General features: G+C 52.1%; 22 protein-coding genes. 13 read left to right on the plus strand and 9 right to left on the minus strand.

Annotated features, from left to right (window positions below; all coding sequences use genetic code 11):
• Positions 1 to 51 precede the first annotated feature (51 nt).
• Together GGC63_RS05235 and GGC63_RS05240 are read left to right on the plus strand one after the other, a co-directional pair.
• Positions 52 to 1,665: a sensor histidine kinase gene (locus GGC63_RS05235; RefSeq protein WP_192701338.1), complete on the plus strand. Its 1,614-nt coding sequence runs from the start codon at positions 52 to 54 to the stop codon at positions 1,663 to 1,665.
• Positions 1,666 to 1,715: 50 nt separating this feature from the next.
• Positions 1,716 to 2,450 carry a response regulator gene (locus GGC63_RS05240; RefSeq protein WP_318780986.1) on the plus strand — a complete coding sequence of 245 codons (735 nt, stop codon included), beginning with the start codon at positions 1,716 to 1,718 and terminating at the stop codon, positions 2,448 to 2,450.
• Between the two features lie 51 nt (positions 2,451 to 2,501).
• On the opposite strand, the gene GGC63_RS05245 is transcribed toward GGC63_RS05240, so the two are convergent.
• Together GGC63_RS05245 and GGC63_RS05250 are read right to left on the minus strand one after the other, a co-directional pair.
• A complete protein-coding gene (locus tag GGC63_RS05245; protein ID WP_225947905.1) occupies positions 2,502 to 3,272 on the minus strand; it encodes a class I SAM-dependent methyltransferase in 771 nt (256 codons plus the stop codon).
• A 313-nt stretch (positions 3,273 to 3,585) separates the two neighbouring features.
• Positions 3,586 to 3,789, minus strand: coding sequence for a copper ion binding protein (locus GGC63_RS05250; RefSeq protein WP_192701341.1), 204 nt, complete (start codon positions 3,787 to 3,789; stop codon positions 3,586 to 3,588).
• Between the two features lie 277 nt (positions 3,790 to 4,066).
• Between GGC63_RS05250 and GGC63_RS05255 the strand changes: the two genes are divergently transcribed.
• Positions 4,067 to 5,374, plus strand: coding sequence for a dicarboxylate/amino acid:cation symporter (locus tag GGC63_RS05255; protein ID WP_192701342.1), 1,308 nt, complete (start codon positions 4,067 to 4,069; stop codon positions 5,372 to 5,374).
• A gap of 212 nt (positions 5,375 to 5,586) precedes the next feature.
• Here GGC63_RS05255 and GGC63_RS05260 read toward each other — a convergent pair whose 3' ends face one another.
• Positions 5,587 to 5,871: a hypothetical protein gene (locus GGC63_RS05260; protein WP_144028074.1), complete on the minus strand. Its 285-nt coding sequence runs from the start codon at positions 5,869 to 5,871 to the stop codon at positions 5,587 to 5,589.
• A gap of 149 nt (positions 5,872 to 6,020) precedes the next feature.
• Between GGC63_RS05260 and GGC63_RS05265 the strand changes: the two genes are divergently transcribed.
• From GGC63_RS05265 to GGC63_RS05275, 3 genes are all read left to right on the plus strand, one after another.
• Positions 6,021 to 6,767, plus strand: coding sequence for an ABC transporter ATP-binding protein (locus GGC63_RS05265; protein WP_192701343.1), 747 nt, complete (start codon positions 6,021 to 6,023; stop codon positions 6,765 to 6,767).
• The gene (locus GGC63_RS05270; protein WP_192701344.1) at positions 6,767 to 7,948 is read left to right on the plus strand and encodes an ABC transporter permease; all 1,182 of its coding nucleotides are present in this window, start codon (positions 6,767 to 6,769) and stop codon (positions 7,946 to 7,948) included. Before GGC63_RS05265 ends, GGC63_RS05270 begins: the two co-directional genes overlap by 1 nt.
• Before the next feature lie 86 nt (positions 7,949 to 8,034).
• Complete coding sequence (locus GGC63_RS05275; RefSeq protein ID WP_225947906.1) at positions 8,035 to 8,991, plus strand: alpha/beta hydrolase; 957 nt, start codon at positions 8,035 to 8,037, stop codon at positions 8,989 to 8,991.
• Positions 8,992 to 9,077: 86 nt separating this feature from the next.
• Here GGC63_RS05275 and GGC63_RS05280 read toward each other — a convergent pair whose 3' ends face one another.
• From GGC63_RS05280 to GGC63_RS05305, 6 genes are all read right to left on the minus strand, one after another.
• The gene (locus tag GGC63_RS05280; RefSeq protein WP_192701345.1) at positions 9,078 to 9,815 is read right to left on the minus strand and encodes a hypothetical protein; all 738 of its coding nucleotides are present in this window, start codon (positions 9,813 to 9,815) and stop codon (positions 9,078 to 9,080) included.
• Positions 9,815 to 10,231 (minus strand): STAS domain-containing protein, encoded by a 417-nt coding sequence (locus GGC63_RS05285; RefSeq protein WP_192701346.1) that lies wholly within the window; start codon positions 10,229 to 10,231, stop codon positions 9,815 to 9,817. Before GGC63_RS05285 ends, GGC63_RS05280 begins: the two co-directional genes overlap by 1 nt.
• On the minus strand, positions 10,170 to 10,673 hold the full coding sequence (locus tag GGC63_RS05290) for an ATP-binding protein (protein WP_192701347.1): 504 nt from the start codon (positions 10,671 to 10,673) through the stop codon (positions 10,170 to 10,172). The genes GGC63_RS05285 and GGC63_RS05290 overlap by 62 nt, the downstream gene beginning before the upstream one ends.
• Positions 10,674 to 10,685: 12 nt before the next feature.
• On the minus strand, positions 10,686 to 11,423 hold the full coding sequence (locus tag GGC63_RS05295; protein WP_192701348.1) for a PP2C family protein-serine/threonine phosphatase: 738 nt from the start codon (positions 11,421 to 11,423) through the stop codon (positions 10,686 to 10,688).
• Positions 11,424 to 11,453: 30 nt separating this feature from the next.
• Complete coding sequence (locus GGC63_RS05300; RefSeq protein WP_192701349.1) at positions 11,454 to 11,717, minus strand: hypothetical protein; 264 nt, start codon at positions 11,715 to 11,717, stop codon at positions 11,454 to 11,456.
• A gap of 181 nt (positions 11,718 to 11,898) precedes the next feature.
• Positions 11,899 to 12,915, minus strand: coding sequence for a Gfo/Idh/MocA family protein (locus GGC63_RS05305; protein WP_192701350.1), 1,017 nt, complete (start codon positions 12,913 to 12,915; stop codon positions 11,899 to 11,901).
• Between the two features lie 147 nt (positions 12,916 to 13,062).
• Here GGC63_RS05305 and GGC63_RS05310 point away from each other — a divergent pair, with 147 nt between their 5' ends.
• The 7 genes from GGC63_RS05310 to GGC63_RS05340 all read left to right on the plus strand — a co-directional run bounded on the left by GGC63_RS05310 (position 13,063) and on the right by GGC63_RS05340 (position 19,958).
• Positions 13,063 to 13,893, plus strand: a complete 831-nt coding sequence (locus GGC63_RS05310) for a helix-turn-helix domain-containing protein (RefSeq protein ID WP_192701351.1) — start codon at positions 13,063 to 13,065, stop codon at positions 13,891 to 13,893.
• Between the two features lie 134 nt (positions 13,894 to 14,027).
• Complete coding sequence (locus tag GGC63_RS05315; RefSeq protein WP_192701352.1) at positions 14,028 to 14,510, plus strand: hypothetical protein; 483 nt, start codon at positions 14,028 to 14,030, stop codon at positions 14,508 to 14,510.
• Between the two features lie 159 nt (positions 14,511 to 14,669).
• Positions 14,670 to 16,259, plus strand: coding sequence for a spore germination protein (locus GGC63_RS05320; RefSeq protein ID WP_192701443.1), 1,590 nt, complete (start codon positions 14,670 to 14,672; stop codon positions 16,257 to 16,259).
• A 20-nt stretch (positions 16,260 to 16,279) separates the two neighbouring features.
• Entirely contained in the window at positions 16,280 to 17,389 is a 1,110-nt protein-coding gene (locus GGC63_RS05325; protein ID WP_192701353.1) for a GerAB/ArcD/ProY family transporter, read from the plus strand.
• A complete protein-coding gene (locus GGC63_RS05330) occupies positions 17,386 to 18,606 on the plus strand; it encodes a Ger(x)C family spore germination protein (protein WP_192701354.1) in 1,221 nt (406 codons plus the stop codon). Before GGC63_RS05325 ends, GGC63_RS05330 begins: the two co-directional genes overlap by 4 nt.
• Positions 18,607 to 18,609: 3 nt before the next feature.
• The gene (locus GGC63_RS05335; RefSeq protein WP_192701355.1) at positions 18,610 to 18,852 is read left to right on the plus strand and encodes a hypothetical protein; all 243 of its coding nucleotides are present in this window, start codon (positions 18,610 to 18,612) and stop codon (positions 18,850 to 18,852) included.
• Positions 18,852 to 19,958, plus strand: coding sequence for a GerAB/ArcD/ProY family transporter (locus GGC63_RS05340; protein WP_225947907.1), 1,107 nt, complete (start codon positions 18,852 to 18,854; stop codon positions 19,956 to 19,958). The genes GGC63_RS05335 and GGC63_RS05340 overlap by 1 nt, the downstream gene beginning before the upstream one ends.
• Positions 19,959 to 19,965 lie beyond the last annotated feature (7 nt).

Raw genomic sequence — 19,965 nt, forward strand, 5'->3', positions numbered from 1 at the left:
GTATTGTATGATGGTAGGTATACATTGCCGGAAGGAGCCTCGCCATTCCTCATGCTGCATCGTCTGAAAATCAACGGCAAAATCGCCATTCTGTCCTCGTGTATCGTGCTCTTTTCGCTGATGATCGGGGGAACGATTCTCGTGGGGACCATCATCAGCCTGAACGAGACGGAGACCAGCCGCCGGCTCCTGGTTACGGCGCGAACGGTAGCGCAGCTGCCCGAGGTGACGGCCGGCGATAATCCCGCGGCCATTCAGGAGGCCGCGGAGCGCATTCGCATCATCAACGACGTGACCTACATCGTCGTGATGGACATGAACCGGGTGAGGCTCTCGCACCCGGTTCAATCCAAAATCGGCACGCCCTCGCTCAGTGCCGATGAAGGATCCGCCTTTGCCGAGCACACGTACGTGTCCAAGGCAAAGGGTGAGCTCGGCACGGCGCTGCGCGCTTTCGTGCCGGTAATGAATGCCGACCATGTACAGGTCGGCGTCGTGCTGGTCGGGCAGATCATGCCGACCATCGGACAGGTGCTGCTCAATCTGAGCGGGCAGGCTTACGTCATTGTGCTGCTGTCGCTGCTGCCGGGCATATGGTGGTCATGGAAGCTCGCACAGCACATCAAGAAGCAGATGTTCGAGCTCGAGCCCCATGAAATCGCCCGCATTCTCGTTGAACGCACGGCGACGTTCCATGCCATGCACGAAGGGATCATCGCCATTGACAAGGATGAGCGGATTACGATATTTAATGATAAAGCGAAGCAGATCATGAAGATTGAGGGAGACGTTATCGGCAAGCCGATCCGTGACGTACTGCCGGACACCAGGCTGCCGGAAATTCTCGAAATGAATCATCCTGTATACAATCAGGAGCTGTTGTTCGGCACTACACTCATCATGAGCAACCGTGTTCCTATAACAGTGAACGATCAGACCGTCGGTGCGGTAGCGATCTTCCAGGATCGTACCGAGGTTACGCGGATTGCCGAGGAGCTGACCGGGGTCAAGGCGTTCGTCGATGCGCTGCGGGTGCAGAGTCATGAATATATGAATAAGCTGCACACTATCGGCGGGCTGATTCAGCTGGGTAATAAAGAGAAGGCACTGGCCTATTTATTCGAAATTTCCGAAGAAAAGGAAGAGCTGACCCGTTTCCTGAGCCAGAAGCTCAAGAATGACAGCGTTACCGGGCTGCTGCTCGGCAAGATCAGCCGGGGCAGTGAGCTCGGCATTCAGGTCGAAATCGACCGGCAGAGCCGTCTTGAGCATTTTCCGAGACTGCTGGATCATCATGATTTCGTCATATTGTTAGGAAATTTGCTCGAGAATGCATTTGACGCCCTGCAGTCCGTATCGCGTACGGAGAAGCGAATCTTCGTCAGCATTGAACAGGACGACGAGGTGCTCTCGATTCTGGTGGAGGATAACGGCGTCGGCATCGATCCTCATATCCGCGACCAGATCTTCAAGCAGGGATTCACCACGAAGGGAGTAAGCGGCCGCGGCATCGGTCTGTATCTTATCGCCGGCATTGTGCAAAAAGGCGAAGGCACGATCCATGTCGATTCGGTTCCGGGTGAGGGGACCAGCTTTCTTATTTCATTCCCGATGAAGCCGCACAGTGAAGACACAGGAGCCCCATCGGAAAGCTCCGATTCGTAAGAAACCAAATGATGATGAATGGAGGAAGGCGGGAGAACCCTATGACAAAGATATTTCAGGTGCTGTTAGTAGAAGATGACCTTATGGTACAGGAGGTGAACCGGCAGTTCGTGGAGCAGGTCGAGGGCTTCGCCGTAGCAGGGGTTGCTGGCACCGGCACGGAAGGCATGGAGCGCATCCGGGAGCTGAAGCCGGATCTTGTGATTATGGACATCTACATGCCCCAGCAGGACGGCATCAAGACGCTGACGCAAATCCGGCAGGAGCAGCTCGCTGTGGATGTGATGGTCATCAGTGCGGCCAATGACCAAAAAACGATTCAGCGGATGCTTCAATACGGCGCCGTAGACTATATCATGAAACCGTTTAAATTTGAACGGGTCCGGCAAGCGCTGGAGCATTACCGCAGGATGAAGCTGGCGCTAGAGCATAGCGGCACGATTTCGCAAAGCGAGCTGGACCGCATGCTTCAACGGGGCAATGACCGTCCTCCGGCTGCTTCGGAAGCAGCGTCGGCTGGCAAGCATGCCCCGGTCGCAGATGCCTGGCTGTCGGCAGCCGAGCTGCCCAAAGGGCTGCAGGCCGTCACGATGAAGCAAATCGTCCAATTTCTCGTGCAGCAGCCCAGCCCGCTCTCGGCGGAGGAAGTCGCAGAAGGAGTCGGCATTGCGCGGGTGACCGCCCGAAGATACCTAGAGTACCTGGAGAAGACCGGAAAGGTCCGTCTTGATCTGCAATACGGGGTCGGCCGCCCGGTCAATAAATATGTGCTGGCCTCCCGATAGAGGCGGTTCTCGGTTGCCGTAAGGCCGCCCCTATGGACTGCCCGGGATGAATCAGACCTTCCTTGCTTTGAACATCATATAGCTCCCAACGAACTCCTTAAGCCTGCCGTCCTCACTCCGCACTCCCAGCTGCTTTCTTACCTCCGCCGGCCAGCCCAGCATATCTGACTCGAGCTGATCCTGTACGTCCTTTGGGACGTTCATGCGGGCGCACCACGACTCGAAAGCAAAAGGCTTATCCGATTGCTGCAATTGCTCTAGCCGCAGCCCGGCCATTTCCGTCCGCTTAACCCAGTCCGTCTTTTTCCAGGCGCGAAAATGACTAGGATCTCTCCGCTTTTCCACGTCGTTATACAGCGTGTCGAGCAAATCCGGCTCCAGAGCCACATTATCCATCAGAATAAAGCATCCGCGCGGTTTCAGCACGCGAGCGGCCTCCTTAACAAACCGGTCTGCATCGGGAAAATGGTGAGCGGCAATACGGCACGCCACCAGATCGAACGACTCATCCTCAAAAGGCAGATGCTCCGCATCACCCTGTACATAGGTTACGTTAACCGCGCCTTTGCTGCGGATGAACGCCTCTGCTTCCCGCAGCATCTCCGGCGTCATATCAAGCGTCGTCACTTCCCGAACCGCCCCGGCCAATGCGAGCGCGCAATGCCCTCCACCTGTAGCGATGTCCAGTGCGGATTGAGCCTGCTCCTCCTTGACCCAATCCCCGAGCATAGTCAAATCATGACCTGATGCATGACGCGGACTGCTCACATACTTGGCCGCATTCGCTCCGAATTGCGCCTTCACCTGCTCCTTGATATCCATACCCAATCCCGCCTCTCCATTTAGTTTCATCAGATGAAACGTGGTTTTGAATAATGAGATGATACTATAAAAATATCTCATTGGCTGTGGTTTGTAAAGATGTGGCGCAAGCCCAATTTTACTAGGAAGCCTTCTTATGTAATCTGCCTATCTATGGAAACACAAATAAACCCCACAAAAGGGAGACCATGGCTTCGAAACGGGCTCAGCTGCTTCTTTCGTGGCGTGCCCCGAAATCTATAAATGGTATAGTCCATAAAAAAAACGCAGGCTCCAGAGCAACCCGCTCCCGCCTGCGTTCTTGTATACGAGGTTATTTCACCACATCGTACCCTTGATCTTCAATCGCTTCTTGAATAGCCGTTTCGTTCAGCTTCTTCTCATCAAAGGAAACGGTCACGGTTTTGTCCGGCAAGCTCACGCTGCCGTTAGCTCCAATCTCCTTTAATGCGCCTTCTATAGAGTTTACACAGTGGTTGCAGGACATTCCTTCCACCTTCAACGTAATGGTTTGCATTCTAATCACTCCTCTCGAATTGATTATAATATACCCCCATAGGGTATGTCAATTACTGTTCCTTTATACCTTCCTTAAGACCAAAAAGACCAAAAGCACCAATATGGTCAAATGATTCACATTTCCTGTTGTAAGCGATAACATAAAGCCTACAGAAACAAACTTCGAAAGGGAATGTAAACGGCTACAACGTTTCGTGAAGCGCCCAAAACTCCGAAATAAGCCGCATCCCATTAATTATCATAACGGCGGGCTCCCGCATGAAAGAGGGGTACTTATGAGAATCAACTTCAAAAACCTGACCGTCCAAGTGCTGATTGCCATCGTCATCGGTATTTTGATCGGTCAACTGTTCCCGGCCTTCGGGGTTCAGCTCAAGGTGTTGGGCGATATATTCGTCAAGCTGATCAAAATGATCATCGCTCCCATCGTCTTCTTCACCATCGTCATCGGCTTCGCCAATATGGGTGATATGAAGAAAATCGGCCGCATCGGCGGTAAGGCCCTGATCTACTTTGAACTCGTAACGACGTTCGCGATGGCTATCGGGATTGCGGTTATGTACATTATCAAGCCCGGCTCCGGCATGGATATTAGCAACGTCGGCAAAAATGCGGCGGATGTCGCGAAATACGCCAAGCAAGCGGCGGAAACGCCTCACGGCTTTATGGATTTCGTCCTCAGCATCATTCCTGACAGCGCTGTCGGCGCCTTGGCCAAGGGGGAAATGCTGCCCGTCCTGTTCTTCTCCGTTCTGTTCGGCTTAGCCATGGCAGGATTGGGAGATAAAGTCAAACCGGTAACCGTTTTCTTCGAGAAAGTGAACGATATTTTCTTCCGGCTCGTCAGCATCATCATGCGGTTCTCTCCATTTGCCGCAGGTGGAGCCATGGCCTACACGATCGGCAAATTCGGTATCGGGTCCCTGTTCTCGCTCGGCAAAATGATGGGCTCCGTCTACATTACGATGTTCCTGTTCGTTGTTATCATCCTTGGTGCCATTGGCAAGCTGTACGGCTTCAGCATCTTTAACCTGCTGAAATTCATTAAAGAAGAGATTTTGCTCGTACTCGGCACTTCGTCATCCGAATCTGCTCTTCCCCGCTTAATGCAGCGTCTCGAGAAATACGGCTGCTCCAAGTCCGTTGTCGGCCTTGTCGTTCCTACCGGTTATTCCTTTAATCTGGACGGAACCTCGATTTACTTGTCCATGGCGGCTTTGTTCATCGCTCAAGCTTATGGCGTCGAGCTGACCTGGGTTCAAATTTTGACCGTGCTGGGCATCCTGATGCTCACCTCCAAAGGCGCGGCAGGCGTTACCGGGTCCGGCTTCATCACACTCGCCGCAACCTTGTCCGCCGTTCCGGGGAATGTCATTCCTATCGAAGGCATGGCGCTGCTGCTCGGTGTCGACCGTTTCATGTCCGAAGCGCGTGCCATTACCAATCTGATCGGGAACAGTGTAGCGACCGTCGTTATTGCGAAGAGCGAAAAGCAGTTCGGTCTCGCGGAACCGTCCGTTACGCCTGAGAGCGGTGGCTTCACCGCTAGTGACAGCAAGCTTGCAGGAGCAACGGAAGCGTAAGCTGGACTTCTTCAACCCCTCAATTTCCTTCGGGACATTGGGGGGTTCTTTATTATCATAGCAAAATAACCCCATAAAGCAGGAAGAAGCCAGGCTCAGGTACTAGCCGGAAAGCAGCCGGAAGAGCATACCTGCCGAAGTACCAAAGCGATTTTTCAGACTATAAGGTTCTTGACAGAAGCAAGGAGAGGGGCTCTCCCCTCTCCATTCTGCTAGGAGCAATATTGCGCGTCATAAATATCGGCCTTGTATTCGGGATAATAGTAGAGATAATTGTCGGCCGCCGCTTTAGCTGAGGTGTAATCATCGTAGGGACCCAAGGTTCCGATCGGCGTTGTGCCGGACCAATTGACAAGATCAATGTCTACAAAATATTTGTATTGATTGCAGGTGCATCCGGGACATTGCCAGCGGCCGTCGGCAAAGGCCGGCACGGCCGACGTTGCAAACATGGTCAAAGCAAATAAAGCTGCTGCTATTCTTTTCAGTTTCATCATTTCACCCCCTTCCATTATTTAGTATAATTTCGCTAGGGTGTGAACATTCCTCCTCGTCATAATCATCAGATCATATCCTTCACCGACTGGAAATAAGTCTCCATTTCCGCTAGTCTTATAAGATACAAGCCTATTCAGGGGGGATTCGCATGCAACCGATATTGGAAGTAGATCACGTAACCGGAGGCTACAGCCGCCAGCAGCCTGTGCTGCATGATCTGAATTTCCGGGTGCGGCCCGGGGAAATGGTCGGGCTCATCGGCTTGAACGGCGCCGGCAAAAGCACGACGATCAAGCACATTCTTGGACTCATGCAGCCCCATCAAGGGGAAATTCGTCTAAAAGGAAAAACGCTGGCCGAATCGCAGGAGCAGTACCGCCAAACCTTCGCCTATGTTCCGGAAAGCCCGCTCTTATATGAAGAATTGACCGTTCAGGAGCATTTGGAGCTGACGGCCCGCGCCTACGGCGTAGACAAGGGCTCCTTCCAGAAGCGGATCAAGCCGCTCCTGGAGCAATTCCAAATGGACGCTTTGACCGGCCGCTTGGCCTCGCATTTATCCAAGGGCATGCGGCAAAAGGTGATGATCCTGTGCGCCTTCCTCGTAGAGCCGGAGCTGTACATCATCGACGAGCCGTTCCTCGGGCTCGATCCGCTCAGCATGAGGTCTCTGCTCGATTTGATGGTTACCGTCAAGCAGAGCGGAGCAGCCATCTTGATCAGCTCACACATATTGGCGACGATCGAACGGTACTGCGACGAATTTCTCGTCATGCATCAAGGCAAGCTCATCGTATCGGGGACGGTAGAGACGCTGCAGACGGCAGCGGGGATGCCGTCCGCTCCGCTGGACGATGTATTCTGCAGCCTGGTGACAAGGGGCGTAAACCGCTGATGGATATGAAAGCCATGTATCAACGCCGTTCGGCTGAGTTTCTTAAAGAAATTCGTCCCTATCTTCATTACGCTTTACAAAGCCTGATTATGTCTGCCGTCGCCGCATTCCTGCTCTTTTCTATTGCATACCGGTTGTTTCTCGGATGGGTGACGCCGGCATTTCCGTGGGAGCTGCTGTGCGGAGCCGTCATGCTGCTTCCGCTTGCAGGAGGCAAAATACGCACCTATCTGCAGGATGCCGACATCTTGTTCCTGCTTCCTCATGAGCGCGGAATGAATGCTTATTTAAAGGCCGCGATGCAGAAGGCGCTTCTGCTTCAATCCGCCGCCGTCGTTGCAGCCTGGGGGCTCGTATGGCCTTTGTACGCCAAAATGACGGCATCCGGCGGGACCCGGTTCTTCCTGATTCTCGTGATCTGGCTGCTGTTCAAATGGGTCATCCTTTACGGCAAATGGGCCGAGCTGCAGCTTCAGGAGGCAGGCACAAGAAGATGGTTCGCGGTTCTGCGCTGGATAGGGACGGCGATATCGGCATACGGCATGTTCGCCTGGAAGCTGCCCTACGGCGTCATGGTCCTTGCAGCAGGCTCCATCGTCTACCTTGCTCTGCTTCGGGTGCCAAGCAAATATGTGGTTCATTGGATGCTGCTGATCGATTGGGAGAAACGGCACCGCGCCGGAGTGTACCGCATATTGAACTGGTTCATCGACGTACCGCAGGTGCAAGGTAAAGCAAGAAATACCCGCATACCGACATCCTGGCTGCCATTCATTCCTTTCCAGGCCTCTTCCTCGTATACGTATATGTATACGCTGATCTGGCTTCGCTCCGAGCTGCTTGGCATTACCTTCCGGCTTACGGTAGTGGGAATCGTCATTCTGGCTTCCCTGCGCAGCGAATGGGCCTCGATCGCGGCTTATCTCGCCTTTGCGCTGTTCGGAGCGCTGCAGCTGGCCGATTTGAAGCGATATTACCGGGTGCATATATGGCATCGCATCTATCCTTTGCCGGACGGGCTTCTCCAGCGATCCGTAAGTTCTGTCCGCCGGACCCTTCATCTTGCCATGCTTCTGCTGCTGGCCATTCCGCTGTGCTGGACCCTGCGGACCCCGCTGGAGGCTCTCGCTTTGTTCCTGCTAACCGCAGCTGCGTCCTGGTTGTATCATCGGTACAAATAGAGCTTTGACAAAAATAGATGTTGTTTGCCCGCGTCTTATCGTATAATGTACCTGCAATAACGCGAGACAAGAAAGGAATGGAATTCATGCGACCTACTCCTGCTATAACGAGAGCCCCTCGCCCTCGCGGCAGATTCAAACGAAAAGCCATGTGGGGAGCCGGCATCCTCCTTCTGCTTCTGATCGCCTGTGTCGGTCTGTCCATCTATGTCGGGTGGAAGCTCACGCATCCTGTCCGCCAGCCACTGAAGGAAACTTCGGAACAGTACGGCATGGCGTTCGAGCAGGTGCAGTTTCCGAGCAGGACGCATGATGTCGATCTTAAGGGCTGGTTTCTGCCAAGCGAATCCTCCCCAGCCAAGCTGAACATCATCATGGCGCACGGCTATCGCAAGAACCGCCTGCAGACGGATGCCGAGGCGCTTAAGCTGTCCAAGACACTTGTAGAGCAGGGTTACAACGTACTTATGTTCGATTTTCGCAATTCCGGTGAATCCGGAGGCGAACTGACAACCGTAGGCTATCTGGAGAAATACGACCTGCTTGGAGCTATAGATTGGATTAAGGCTAATCATCCGGAGCCTATAGCTTTGCACGGATTTTCCATGGGAGCCAGCACCGCGCTGCTCGCAGCAGCGGACGAGCCCGGCGTCGCCGGTGTGGTTGCAGATAGTCCGTTCAATCATTTGACCCGCTATCTGAAGGAGAATTTGCCGGTCTGGTCCCATTTGCCGAATATTCCGTTTACGCCGCTGATACTGGGCATTTTGCCGCAGCTTACCGGGATTGACCCCGACCAAGTGGACGGATTAAGTGCGGTGGACCGAATTTACCCAAGGCCTATTTTGTTTATACATAGTCCCGATGATCATTCGGTTCCGTATCCAAACAGCGAAACGATGTGGGCCAAGCATCCGGACCGTTTTGAGCTGTGGAAGCCACCCGGTGCGGATCATGTAAAAAGCCATGCGGTTCACCCCGAGGAATATGAAGATAAAGTCCTGCAATTTTACAGCCGGCTTGAACAGCCGCAGCAGCAGTAATGCAGGCTAAATAAGAGAGAAGCTCCCCCGGATAGTCCATTTTCCGTAAATGGGAAAGCCGCGGGAGTTTTTTGTCCGATCGAAGCTTACATTATCTTGACGGAGCGGCCGCGCTCGGAAGGGACGATTTGCAGAAGCCCCAGCTGCTCCAGCGAGGTCAAGGCTTCAAGCAGCTCCTTGCCTTCGAATTCGACCCCCTCGTAGACCAATAAATCGACCAGCTCCAGCATGGTAAGCTCATACCCCTTTTGGAGATGGTTTTGTACGAGGGCTATCAGCTCCCTGGTCAGCAGCTTCTCCTGATTTGCTATGAACCGGGAACGAATCGCCGAAAGCTCGCTGTTGAACTTGTCACGGTAAGATGAAGCGATGTCCTTCTCCACCTCCTCGGGCACCTCCAGCCCCTTTTCACGAAGCACCTCGAAGATGGAATCGACATGCTCCGACGCCTCCTTCACAAACCGGTTGAGCGATTCCAGGATGTGTTCGTTGTAGGACCTCGTATCATGCCGCAGCGTAATCAGCTCCTCTTTCATTTTGCCGAACTCGTCCACCTTCTCGCTGATTTTGATGAGAGCCTCCTGAACCATCCGGTTTTGAGCGGAAGCCTCGTAGGCTTGAATATAGGAATATACCATGGCGACAACCGCCAGCAAGATCGTTGTGAATGCCGAACCTAAGGAAATCTGGTCTATCACCTCGCGTGAAGTATGGAACTTCCAAACTCCAACGGCAATCAGCAGGATCGTCATATCGACAATAACAAATCCGTACAGCAAATCCTTCTTGCTCATTCTGTCCGTTAACGACTGCAGCCGGTTCATTATTCCTCCCTCCCTTCCTCTAAACCTTTCCCTATCTCGTCCAGCCTCTGAACGGCTTCCTGCACACTCTCACAAATCGGCATCAGAAGCTCCAGCTTGGCTATTGCAAGCAGCTCCTTCATCAGCTCATCCTGTACAATAACAGCCACACCTCTGCAGTCCTTGCAGTAGGTTTGCACAAAATGAACAAGAACGCCCAGGCCCGTACTATCGATTAAAGCCAAGCCGGACAGGTCGATCATATACCCTTCGGCAGGCCTGACTGCGCGGCGCAGCCCTTCCTTCGCCCTGCTTTCGTACCCGTAGGTCAGCTTACCTGTCAACAAAATATAGAGATAGGCCCCGACCGGTCTGCTATGGTAATGGATAGGTATACCCTTGCCGTTTCCTTGGGGATCGTACATGATGCTGCTCATATGCATCACCTCCTTTTTTCCTTAATTGAATCGTCATCGTACCGTCCTCTTTCTGGTCAAAGGTCAGCTGATCCGACCACCGCTTGGCGATCAGAAGCCCGCGGCCCCTTTCTTCCAGGAGCAGGTCCTCCATGCATAAGCTCTTTTTGCCATGAATAGCCTCAGCCGCCCCAGTTGCCGATTTATTCGTAATCGTAACGATAACTTCCCCTTCCTCCACCTCCATCCTAAGCCAAAGCGTGTTGTCCGAGCTCAAAGCATCCTCCCCGTTCATTTGCTGCCGTCCGGCAGCTTCGACCGCATTAATGACCAGCTCGTGCACAGCGCAGCACAGTCTGCGGTAGTGGGCTATACCCGTATACTTCATAAAGCTTTCTGACATTTCATCCGACATATCTATGAACCGTTGGCATGGGGTACCTTCCATCGTGATGAAAACCATTCCTGTCACTCCCTATTGATCGTTCTGAGATTGTCCATCCTTAAGATCCATCACTATGACGCATATATCGTCTGGCCTATAGGCTATATTGCTTAACTCCGCCTCCAGCTGTGCCATAAAACAATCCGAGTCCGCTCGGCTGCAGTCCCGGAGAAGCTGCTCTATTCTATCCGCCGTCACACTGGGTGAAGATCCGAATAGCTCGAACAAACCGTCGGTAAAAAGGACTATTCGGGCTTGCTCCCGATAAGTAAATACTCCTCTATCGAAGACGGCGGCAGGATCGATGCCAAGAGGCATTCCCCCGGATACCAGCTCCGAGACCCGCTCCCCGTCTTCCAGCATCATTCCGTACGGATGGCCTGCATTGACATACTCCACCCGTTTGCCCAGCGCATCCGCTCCCAGACAAATAGCCGTGCAGTAGAGGGCGTCCCCCTCCCTTTCTCCGGAATGAACCAGCTCACACAATCGCGAATTCAGCCGGCTCATCATTGCCCTCGGGTCTTCGAGGCTCGGAAGCAGCGTCTGCAAGAAAGCGTGCATGTACATGCCGACCAGAGAGGCGGATACACCGTGGCCCATGACATCCATCAAGACGACCCGCGCTCCATGCTCCTGCTGCAGCATCCACATGTACATATCCCCCGATACTTGCTCTGACGGAAGATGCAGTCCCTTGATCGCAATATATGGGGTTCGGACCGGCTTGGGCAGCACCGATTGCTGAATTCGCTTGGACAGCTCCATGTCGCTTCGCCTCTCCTGATCCATTCGCGCTCACTCAGCTGTGACCGTCTGCGGCAGCTCAGTGGGCGATCCTGCTCGCATCCAAACTCCTCTCGGGCGATACAGCATAATCAAGCCTATCAAGCCCCCACAGCCGTATGAGATGAAGAAACCATAGAAAAGAAGGGTCTGCAAAGACGGCGTACCTGCCGGTTCTAGGAATAGCAGCACGGGAAGAAAGAGCGGGATCCCCCATTGTGAAAATACGAAAATGAGCGTCAGCACAATGCCAACGCCGGTTACGTAGGCTATCAATTCTCTCCTTCTCTCCTTTCTATCAACGTTCTGCCTTTCTATCACCGTCTTGCATTACTAGAATATGAGACTCCATAGAGAATGGTCTCCATGAATGGACGGGTCAATTTGTCATACACAGACAAAAGGCCGTCCTCGGAGTCATAAGCTCCAAGAACGGCCTTGCCTGTTCTTCATGTCACTAGCTGTATATGATTTTTTGCCCGATGCGGGATGATTCATAAATATCCATGACAAGGCGGAACGCCTTGTACCCTTCGGGACCGTCAAGCCAGAAGTGCTTGCCTTGAAATATATGCTCATAGAAATCGCGAATCTGGAACTGATGGCTGACGCCCCAATAAGCTTTTTCTCCCAGGTCGTTCTTAAGCGGCTCCGCGAGAACGGTCTGCTTGCCGTTTTGATCCAGATACAGCGTATCTCCGCGCTGCGACAGGACGGCATTCTCGAAGATCAGCTCGACTTCGATAGGCGTGCTCTTGCCGTATGCATTCGTTGCATAAAAGACGGCTTTTACATCGTTCTTGAATTGAATGAACGCATGAGCGGAGTCCTCCACCTCAATGACACCCTCGAGCGAATCGTTGGAGATGCTGCCCTTGACGGTGGCGATGTCCCCGCCTAACCATTGGAGCAGATCCAGCGTATGAATCGCCTGGTTGATCAGGACGCCTCCGCCTTCGGTAGCCCATTTGCCCTTCCATTCCGTTTCGTAATAAGCAGGTCCGCGGGACCAGGTGACGATGCCCTTCATGCACAGCAGCTTGCCGAATTCCCCGGACTGAACCGCCTGCTTCATACGCTTGGACGATGGATTGTAACGATTTTGGAAAATAACGCCCAACTGAACATCCGTATGCTCTTTGGCGGCGTCCAGCATCGTTTGGGCGGAAGCCTTATTCTCCGCCATCGGCTTCTCCGTCAGTACATGCTTGCCTGCCTTCAATGCGTCGACTGTCATGGGAGCATGCAGATAGTGGCCTGTACAAATATGAACCACTTGGATATCATCGCGCTTCAGCATTTCCTTGTAGTCGGTGTAATAATCGCATCCGTATGCTGCCGCCGCTTTTTGCGCCAAGCTTTCGTTGACGTCCACAACGGCCTTTAATTGTGCCAGCTCGAGGCCTGCGATAGCCTTCAAATGGACGCTCGAAATAGAACCGCACCCGATAATGGCTGTTCCCAATGATTTCACGTTTTCACCTGATTTCTTATAGGTTGCGCGCCGAATGGTAACACGCTTTCATTTCTATTTTATAATGAGCTATAATAAAAACAAATTCCTTGCATGAATTGCCGTATTTATTGCTTTTTTTGACTTTTTGTCCGGAGGTGCACATCCATGCGTATTTCCCATCAAATAGAAGGAATTCATTACGCTCACAGGCGAACGGAGCACCCCCTGAAAATGGATTTCCATCTTCACGACCGCTTTGAAATTTACTTCTTTATCCGCGGCGATGTCCATTATTTTATCGAGAAAAAGGTGTATCCGTTAGCCTACGGCGATCTGTTGGTCATGAACAACCGGGAGCTGCATAAAGCGACATTTCAGTCGGATGCCCCCTACGAGAATATTGTCATTCATTTCGATCCCGAAACCGTTCGGCAGCTCAATTCATCGTTTTCCCTGGATCTGCTGAACTGCTTTACGAACCGTCCCCTGGGAGAACAAAATAAAATCCAGCTGCTCCCTCATCAATTGGAGGAGCTGGTCGCTTTGTATCAAAAGATCGATTCCTTGTCCGGCGACCCGTCCGACGGATCGGATATCCTGCTCTCCGCTTATACGATAGAGCTGCTCGTGCTGCTTAACCGCGCCTTTATGCACAATCTGTCTCCGATCCCGTCGTCCATCGTTCCGGAGAAGCTGGCTCCTGTGCTTGATTATATCGATCATCATCTGGATCACGATCTATCGTTGGAGGCACTCGAACAGCAATTCTTCATGAACCGCTATTATTTGAGCCGGTTATTTCGCCGTAGTATCGGAAGCACCATCCATGAGTATATTTTGCTGAAGCGGATCGCACAGGCCAAGAAGCTGCTGAATGAGGGACATAATGTGACCGACGCCTGCCAACTGTCAGGATTTAATGACTATTCCAATTTTATTCGCATGTTCAAGCGGATCGTCGGTGTCCCGCCGGGACGGTACCGCAAACAAGGGTAATCGGGTCAGAAAGTCTCCCATAGCCATCAATTGGACTTCCCTATTGACGAGATTTACGCTGCATAGTAAGATGGTCCGAGACAATTTATTCCGATGCCATTACTCTATATTTTCACAAAAGGACGCTGCTTACATTGAATCTGAAAATTATCGCTATTTGCTTTTATTTAATGCTGATTTACTGGCTTTCCCAACAAATCCCGAGCATCAAAATGATTTTTTATCCTACGCTGGGCGCCTTCTCTTATTTGTTTATTACCCGGGCCTTCTCGTTCAAGGATTTCGGCAAAATGATTGCCGGGGCCTGTACAGCATCTTTGGTCAGCTCCGCCCTCTACCTGTCGCACACAGGCATGATTTCCTTTTTGGCGGCTACGCTGCTGACGATTATCTTGATCCAGAAGTTCAAGCTCAATGCACCGCCGGTGCTGGCCATCGCGCTTGTCCCCTATTTTGCCCAGCCGGACCACCTGTGGACGCTGCCTCTTGCCGTGCTGGTTTCCTTGAGCGGCTTGCTGCTGCTGCTCTCCCTCACACAGCTTATAGAAATAGCTGCCGTGAAAAAGGAGCTTCCCTGGGGGAAAAGAAAACGCAGCTCCGTTGATGCCAGCAGCTGATGCTTCAACTATACATCACACTCCCTGCCTGATAAAGCCCGTGCTTTATCAGGCTTTTTTGCGTTCTTCGGTTCGCCATGTCTGCCAAAAGCATGCATCAAATTGGAAATTCGGGAAATAGTAAGCATACATCTTTTTATAAAAGAGGTACCTATGGGAATGCTCAAAAAGTGGATGTCCCTTTGGCGGCATCGCAAGCCAAACGCAGCGGGAAATGAGCAAAGCAGCGAACAGGGGCAGGACGCCTCCTTGCTCTCCCCTCAGCTGGAGGTTAATCTTCAGGCGATCCGTTCCCGGCTCGGGGCAAGCTCCGACATCATCATTCGCCAGCTCTCGAATCAGGATCAGCATCGGTATGCTCTTATTTATGTCGACGGCCTGGTGGACACGCCAACCGTCAATCAGCTGATTGCCGAAATTTCCAAGCTGTCCGAGCTTACAACCACTCCCGACGACACCAACGGGTTCTACTCCTTTCTCCAGCGGCAGGCCATTTCCGTCGGAGGGGTGAAGGAAGCCTATAAGCTGGAAGAACTTTATCAGGCGCTATTCAACGGCATGACCATTATTTTATTGAACGGCTGCAGCATGGCCCTGACTGCAGACACCGTGGGCGGCAATATGCGCGGCGTAGAGGAGCCCAGCTCTCAGACCGTGATTCGCGGGCCGAAGGAAGGCTTCACGGAAAATTTGCGGATCAACACCTCTCTGATAAGGCGCAAAATCAAGTCGCCCGATCTTCGTATCGAGCTAAAGGTCATAGGAACGAGGACTCAGACGAATGTAGCCGTCATTTATTTGAAGGGTGTGGCGGATCACCGGGTCGTTGCGGAAGTCCACCGTCGATTGGATGCCATCCATACCGACAGCATACTGGAAAGCGGATATATTGAGGAATTTATAGAGGATTCCCCTTTCTCGACGTTTCCGACGGTTATGAACACCGAGCGTCCCGATGCGGCCGCAGCAGGGATATTGGAAGGGCAAGTCATCATTGTTGTTGAAGGGACGCCCTTCGTCCTGCTCGCCCCGGTGACCTTCTTTAAGTTCTTTCAATCCAGCGAGGATTATTACCAAAGATACGATATCGCTTCGTTCTTAAGACTGATCCGCTTCGGTTCGTTTCTCATTTCCATGCTGCTTCCGTCGCTCTACATAGCAATCACGACCTTTCATCAGGAAATGCTGCCGACCACGCTGCTGATAGGCCTTGCCGCCCAACGGGAGGGCGTGCCGTTCCCTGCACTGGTAGAGGCGCTGCTTATGGAGCTGACCTTCGAAGTGCTCCGCGAGGCAGGCGTCCGAATGCCGCGTGTCATCGGCCCGGCCATATCGATCGTAGGGGCGCTGGTTCTGGGACAGGCTGCCGTACAAGCCGGACTCGTCTCCGGCGCGATGGTCATTGTCGTGTCCTTTACGGCTATTTCCAACTTTGTCATCCCGGCTATTAACATGGCTATAGCCGCGCGGCTGATCCGCTTCTCGCTCATGCTCCTCGGGGCAACCCTCGGATTGTTCGGCATTATGTCCGGCCTGATGGTGCTGCTTATTCACACGGCAAGCATACGCTCCTTCGGGGTTCCGTACTTGATGCCTATTGCTCCGCTGGTAAAGCGAAATTTAAAGGATGTATTCATTCGTATGCCATGGTGGAAAATGAACACTCGGCCGGGATTCATCTCTGCAGACGCTGTCCGGGAAGGAAACGATCAAAAACCGGCGCCGCCCAAGCCAACGTCTAAACCATAAAGGAAGTGGGAGGAGGACTCATGATTCAAAAAATATCATCCTTTCAAGCCATCCTGCTGGTTATGAGCTCTATTATCCCTACAGCCATATTGACGGTTCCGAGCATCGTCGTTCAAGCATCCGGCCAGGATGCGTGGATCTCAATCGCCTTGGCCACCGCTATTGGAATAGGTGTTGCCTATATGACCGGTCAGATTTGCAGACAAACCCCGTCCTCGTCCGTGTCGTTCGTAGACTGGCTTTCCCTTCGCCTTGGCACCTGGGCGGGGACCGGAACCGGCTTCCTATTGGGCTACTATTACTTTATCACGGCCCTAATCATTATTCGGGAATTCGTGAATTTTCTGGCGGAAAATGTGCTTACCAGAACGCCGGTCTTCGCCCTGCTCCTCGTTACTATAGCCGTTGCCATGTACGCCGTAAGCTGCGGAATTGAAGTGATTGCAAGGATCAATATCATCGTCTTCATGATGTCCATCGTCGTTCTGTTTATCACCACCATACTTGTGCTCAAGGACATTCATCCGGAGTTTCTGCTTCCCGTTTGGGAGCATCCGATTTCTACGATAGTGCAAGGAGGCTTCATTCCGTCCAGCTGGCTGTCTGAGGTATCCGTCCTGCTGATCCTTGCACCTTTTCTGAACCGGTCTGCCGAAGCGGGAAGAATCGGATCATGGGGGATCATTCTTACAGGCTTTGAGCTGGGACTGATTGTCGTATCAGCCGTCACCTTATTCGGGCCGCGCCTTGTTTCGCTGATGTCCTATCCTACTTTTAATGTTATCAGCATCATCCGGCTGGGGAGCTTTCTGGAGCGGATCGATATTTTGTTTATTTCCATATGGATTTGTCTGATGTATGTAAAAATATCCATTTTTATGTTTTGCGCCCTTCACTGCTTTATCCGGACGTTCCGCGTTCGTAACGAGAAGCCCTTTTCCTTTGCCCTTGCTTTATTTGCGCTGCTCAGCACGTATTATTTTTGGCCGAGGTCATCAGACTTCATCCATTTTACCATGTACCCGTTAACCCCTTTTATTTTGACGTTCAATGTCCTGCTCCCGCTCCTGATCTGGCTTGCTCTAAGCCTCTTCAAGCCTAAAGCTATGGAAGGAGGTAAGCTCCCGTGAAAGCTTGCGCCTTATGCTGTTTTCTCGCCTTGCTGTGCATCCCCTTGACAGGCTGCTGGAACCGGACCGAGCTGAACGAGCTCTCCATAACCTCAGCCACCAGCATGGACAAGGAGGGGGAAGATTGGATCATATCCTACCAGGTGGTTATCCCTTCCGCCATATCGTCTGCCAGCGGCATTACGGGAGGCGGAAGCAGTCAATCTCCCGTATCCGTCTTCTCTACCCGCGGCCGCACGATTCGGGAAGCGGTAAGTCAGAGTACGACGGAAACTCCGAGGCAAATCTTTTTTGCGCACAATAATATTCTCATCCTCAGCGAGGAGGTAGCCCGTCACGGCATCAGCGAAATTCTCGACCTGCATTACCGTAATCCCGACGCCCGCGAAACGGTGAGCATGCTGATTGCAAGAGGGAAGGCGCGCACCATTCTCGAACAGCTGAGCCATCTGGAAAAAATCCCGGGCCAAAGCATACGCCAAACGATGTTAAACGAAAGCAGAAATGGCTCTATGCTGCCGGGAGTGATGATGTACGAGCTCGCTATGGCTATGACAAGCGACGCAAAGAGCGGGATCATCCCGGAAATTCTGCTAAGCGGAGGCAAGGGAGAAACGTCTATGGATTCTTTGAAGAAATCAACGTATCTCTCCAAAATCAGATTGGGTGATCTGGCCGTCATGAAAGGAGATAAGCTGGCAGGCTGGATACCACAGGAGCAGGGGCTTGGGCTATCGTTCATTATAAATAAAGTAAAATCAACCACTCTCTCCTTCTCCTGCATGCCGTCAGGGCAAAAAAAATATAATTCCTCCTTCCGGTTGCTATCGTCCAAGACCAAGCTGCGTCCCCGCAGGGCAGACGGGCATTACATCATGGAGGTAGATATTAAAAGCAAAGGCCATTTGCTTGAAACCGACTGTAACCTGGACCTGTCTGACCCCAAGGTGGTCAAGGAGCTTGAGAAGCAGCTGCAAAAGGAGGTTACGCAAATGGTGAATGCCTCTTGGCAAACCGTGCGCAAGCTCCGGGTTGACATTCTGGGCTTTGCGGATATCATTCACCGAACCTACCCTAAGGAATGGAAACGGATGAAAGATGATTGGGAATCCGAATTCGTCCAAATCGAGCTTAAGCCTTCCGTGCACATTTCAATGGACAGGGTGGGCCTCAGTAACAAATCATTCAAGAATTTGAACAAGGATAAGGAAGAATGATAGATGCTTGTAACGGGATGGCTTGCATTCTACGCTGCGGTTCTATACCTCGGGATCCGCTCAATGCTCAAGCAAGGTTCGGCCCGGGAGCTTTTCTTGTATGCGGGTCTCATCGGATGGTGTGCTTATTTAACCCTCAGTAAGCTGTTCGACTGGCCGCAGCTGTCGGTTATCTCCCCCGTCCAAATCCTGTTTTTACCGGTAGGCAAATGGATAGAACATGTGATGGGAGGCCCGACGACCTGATGACCATGAACACGGTACGCATATCCACCAACCAAATCGCTTACATGATCATCCTGTTCGAAATCGGCAGTACGCCCTTGTTTTTCCTGGGGAGCAAGGCCAAACAGGACGCATGGCTGGCCATGGCATTCGCTGCGGTCTTCGGGCTTCTGCTTTTACAGCTCTTTATTGCGATCCAGCGCAAGGAGCCCGGGCTCAATCTGACTCAAATGCTGATCCTCCATTACGGCCGCACCATCGGTACGATTCTCGGATTGCTGTACGTTCTCTACTTCAGCTATGAATCGATGCGCAATGTCCGGGATTTCGGGGAGTTTATGTCCATGTCGCTGCTGACGAGAACCCCGATGATTGTAACCATGATGACTGTTCTGATTATAGGGGCTTATGGCGTATACAAGGGGATAGAGGTCATCTTTCGCATCTCCGAAATTTTATTGCCCTTGGTTGTTTTGAGTTATGCCTTTCTGCTCTTTCTCTTGCTTGTCGCCAATATCGTTCATTTCGAGAAGCTTGCTCCCATCATGGAGAATGGGCCCCTGCCGGTTCTCAAGGCCGCATTCCCTGACATCGTCTCGTTTCCGTTCGGACAGACGGTCGTCTTTTTAATGCTATGGTCATCAAACAGCGAGCAAACCGTTCCGATCAAGCCCTACACGGTCGCTTATGCCGCCGTTGCCTTGTTTCTGATTTTCATGAATGCGATCATTATATCCATTCTGGGTTCAAGCCTTGCGGCTATGAGCTCTCTGCCCTTTTTGCAGGCTGTGCAGCTGATCTCCATCGCGCGCGTTTTTGAGCGGCTGGATGTTTTTGTATCGCTCCTAATCTATATCGGCCTGTTTATGAAGATGATCCTCTTCTATTTATGCGCGGTGATTAGTCTGGCCAGCATGACCTCTATCGCCTGCCAGCGATGGGTGTGGCCGGTTGGGCTGCTCATTTTAATCGCCGCTTTTTTGGAGCCTAACTATACGTATCACATTTCAATAGGCTTTCATGTAAGTCTCAAGCTGTTCCCGATTTTTCAAATCCTCATCCCGGTCATCCTCTATGCAACTATGATGCTCAAGAAAAGAAGAAGACTAGCATCCGGCTTGCCTTAGGGCAAGC

The sequence above is a fragment of the Paenibacillus sp. OAS669 genome (assembly GCF_014873645.1).
Lineage (GTDB): Bacteria > Bacillota > Bacilli > Paenibacillales > NBRC-103111 > Paenibacillus_S > Paenibacillus_S vulneris.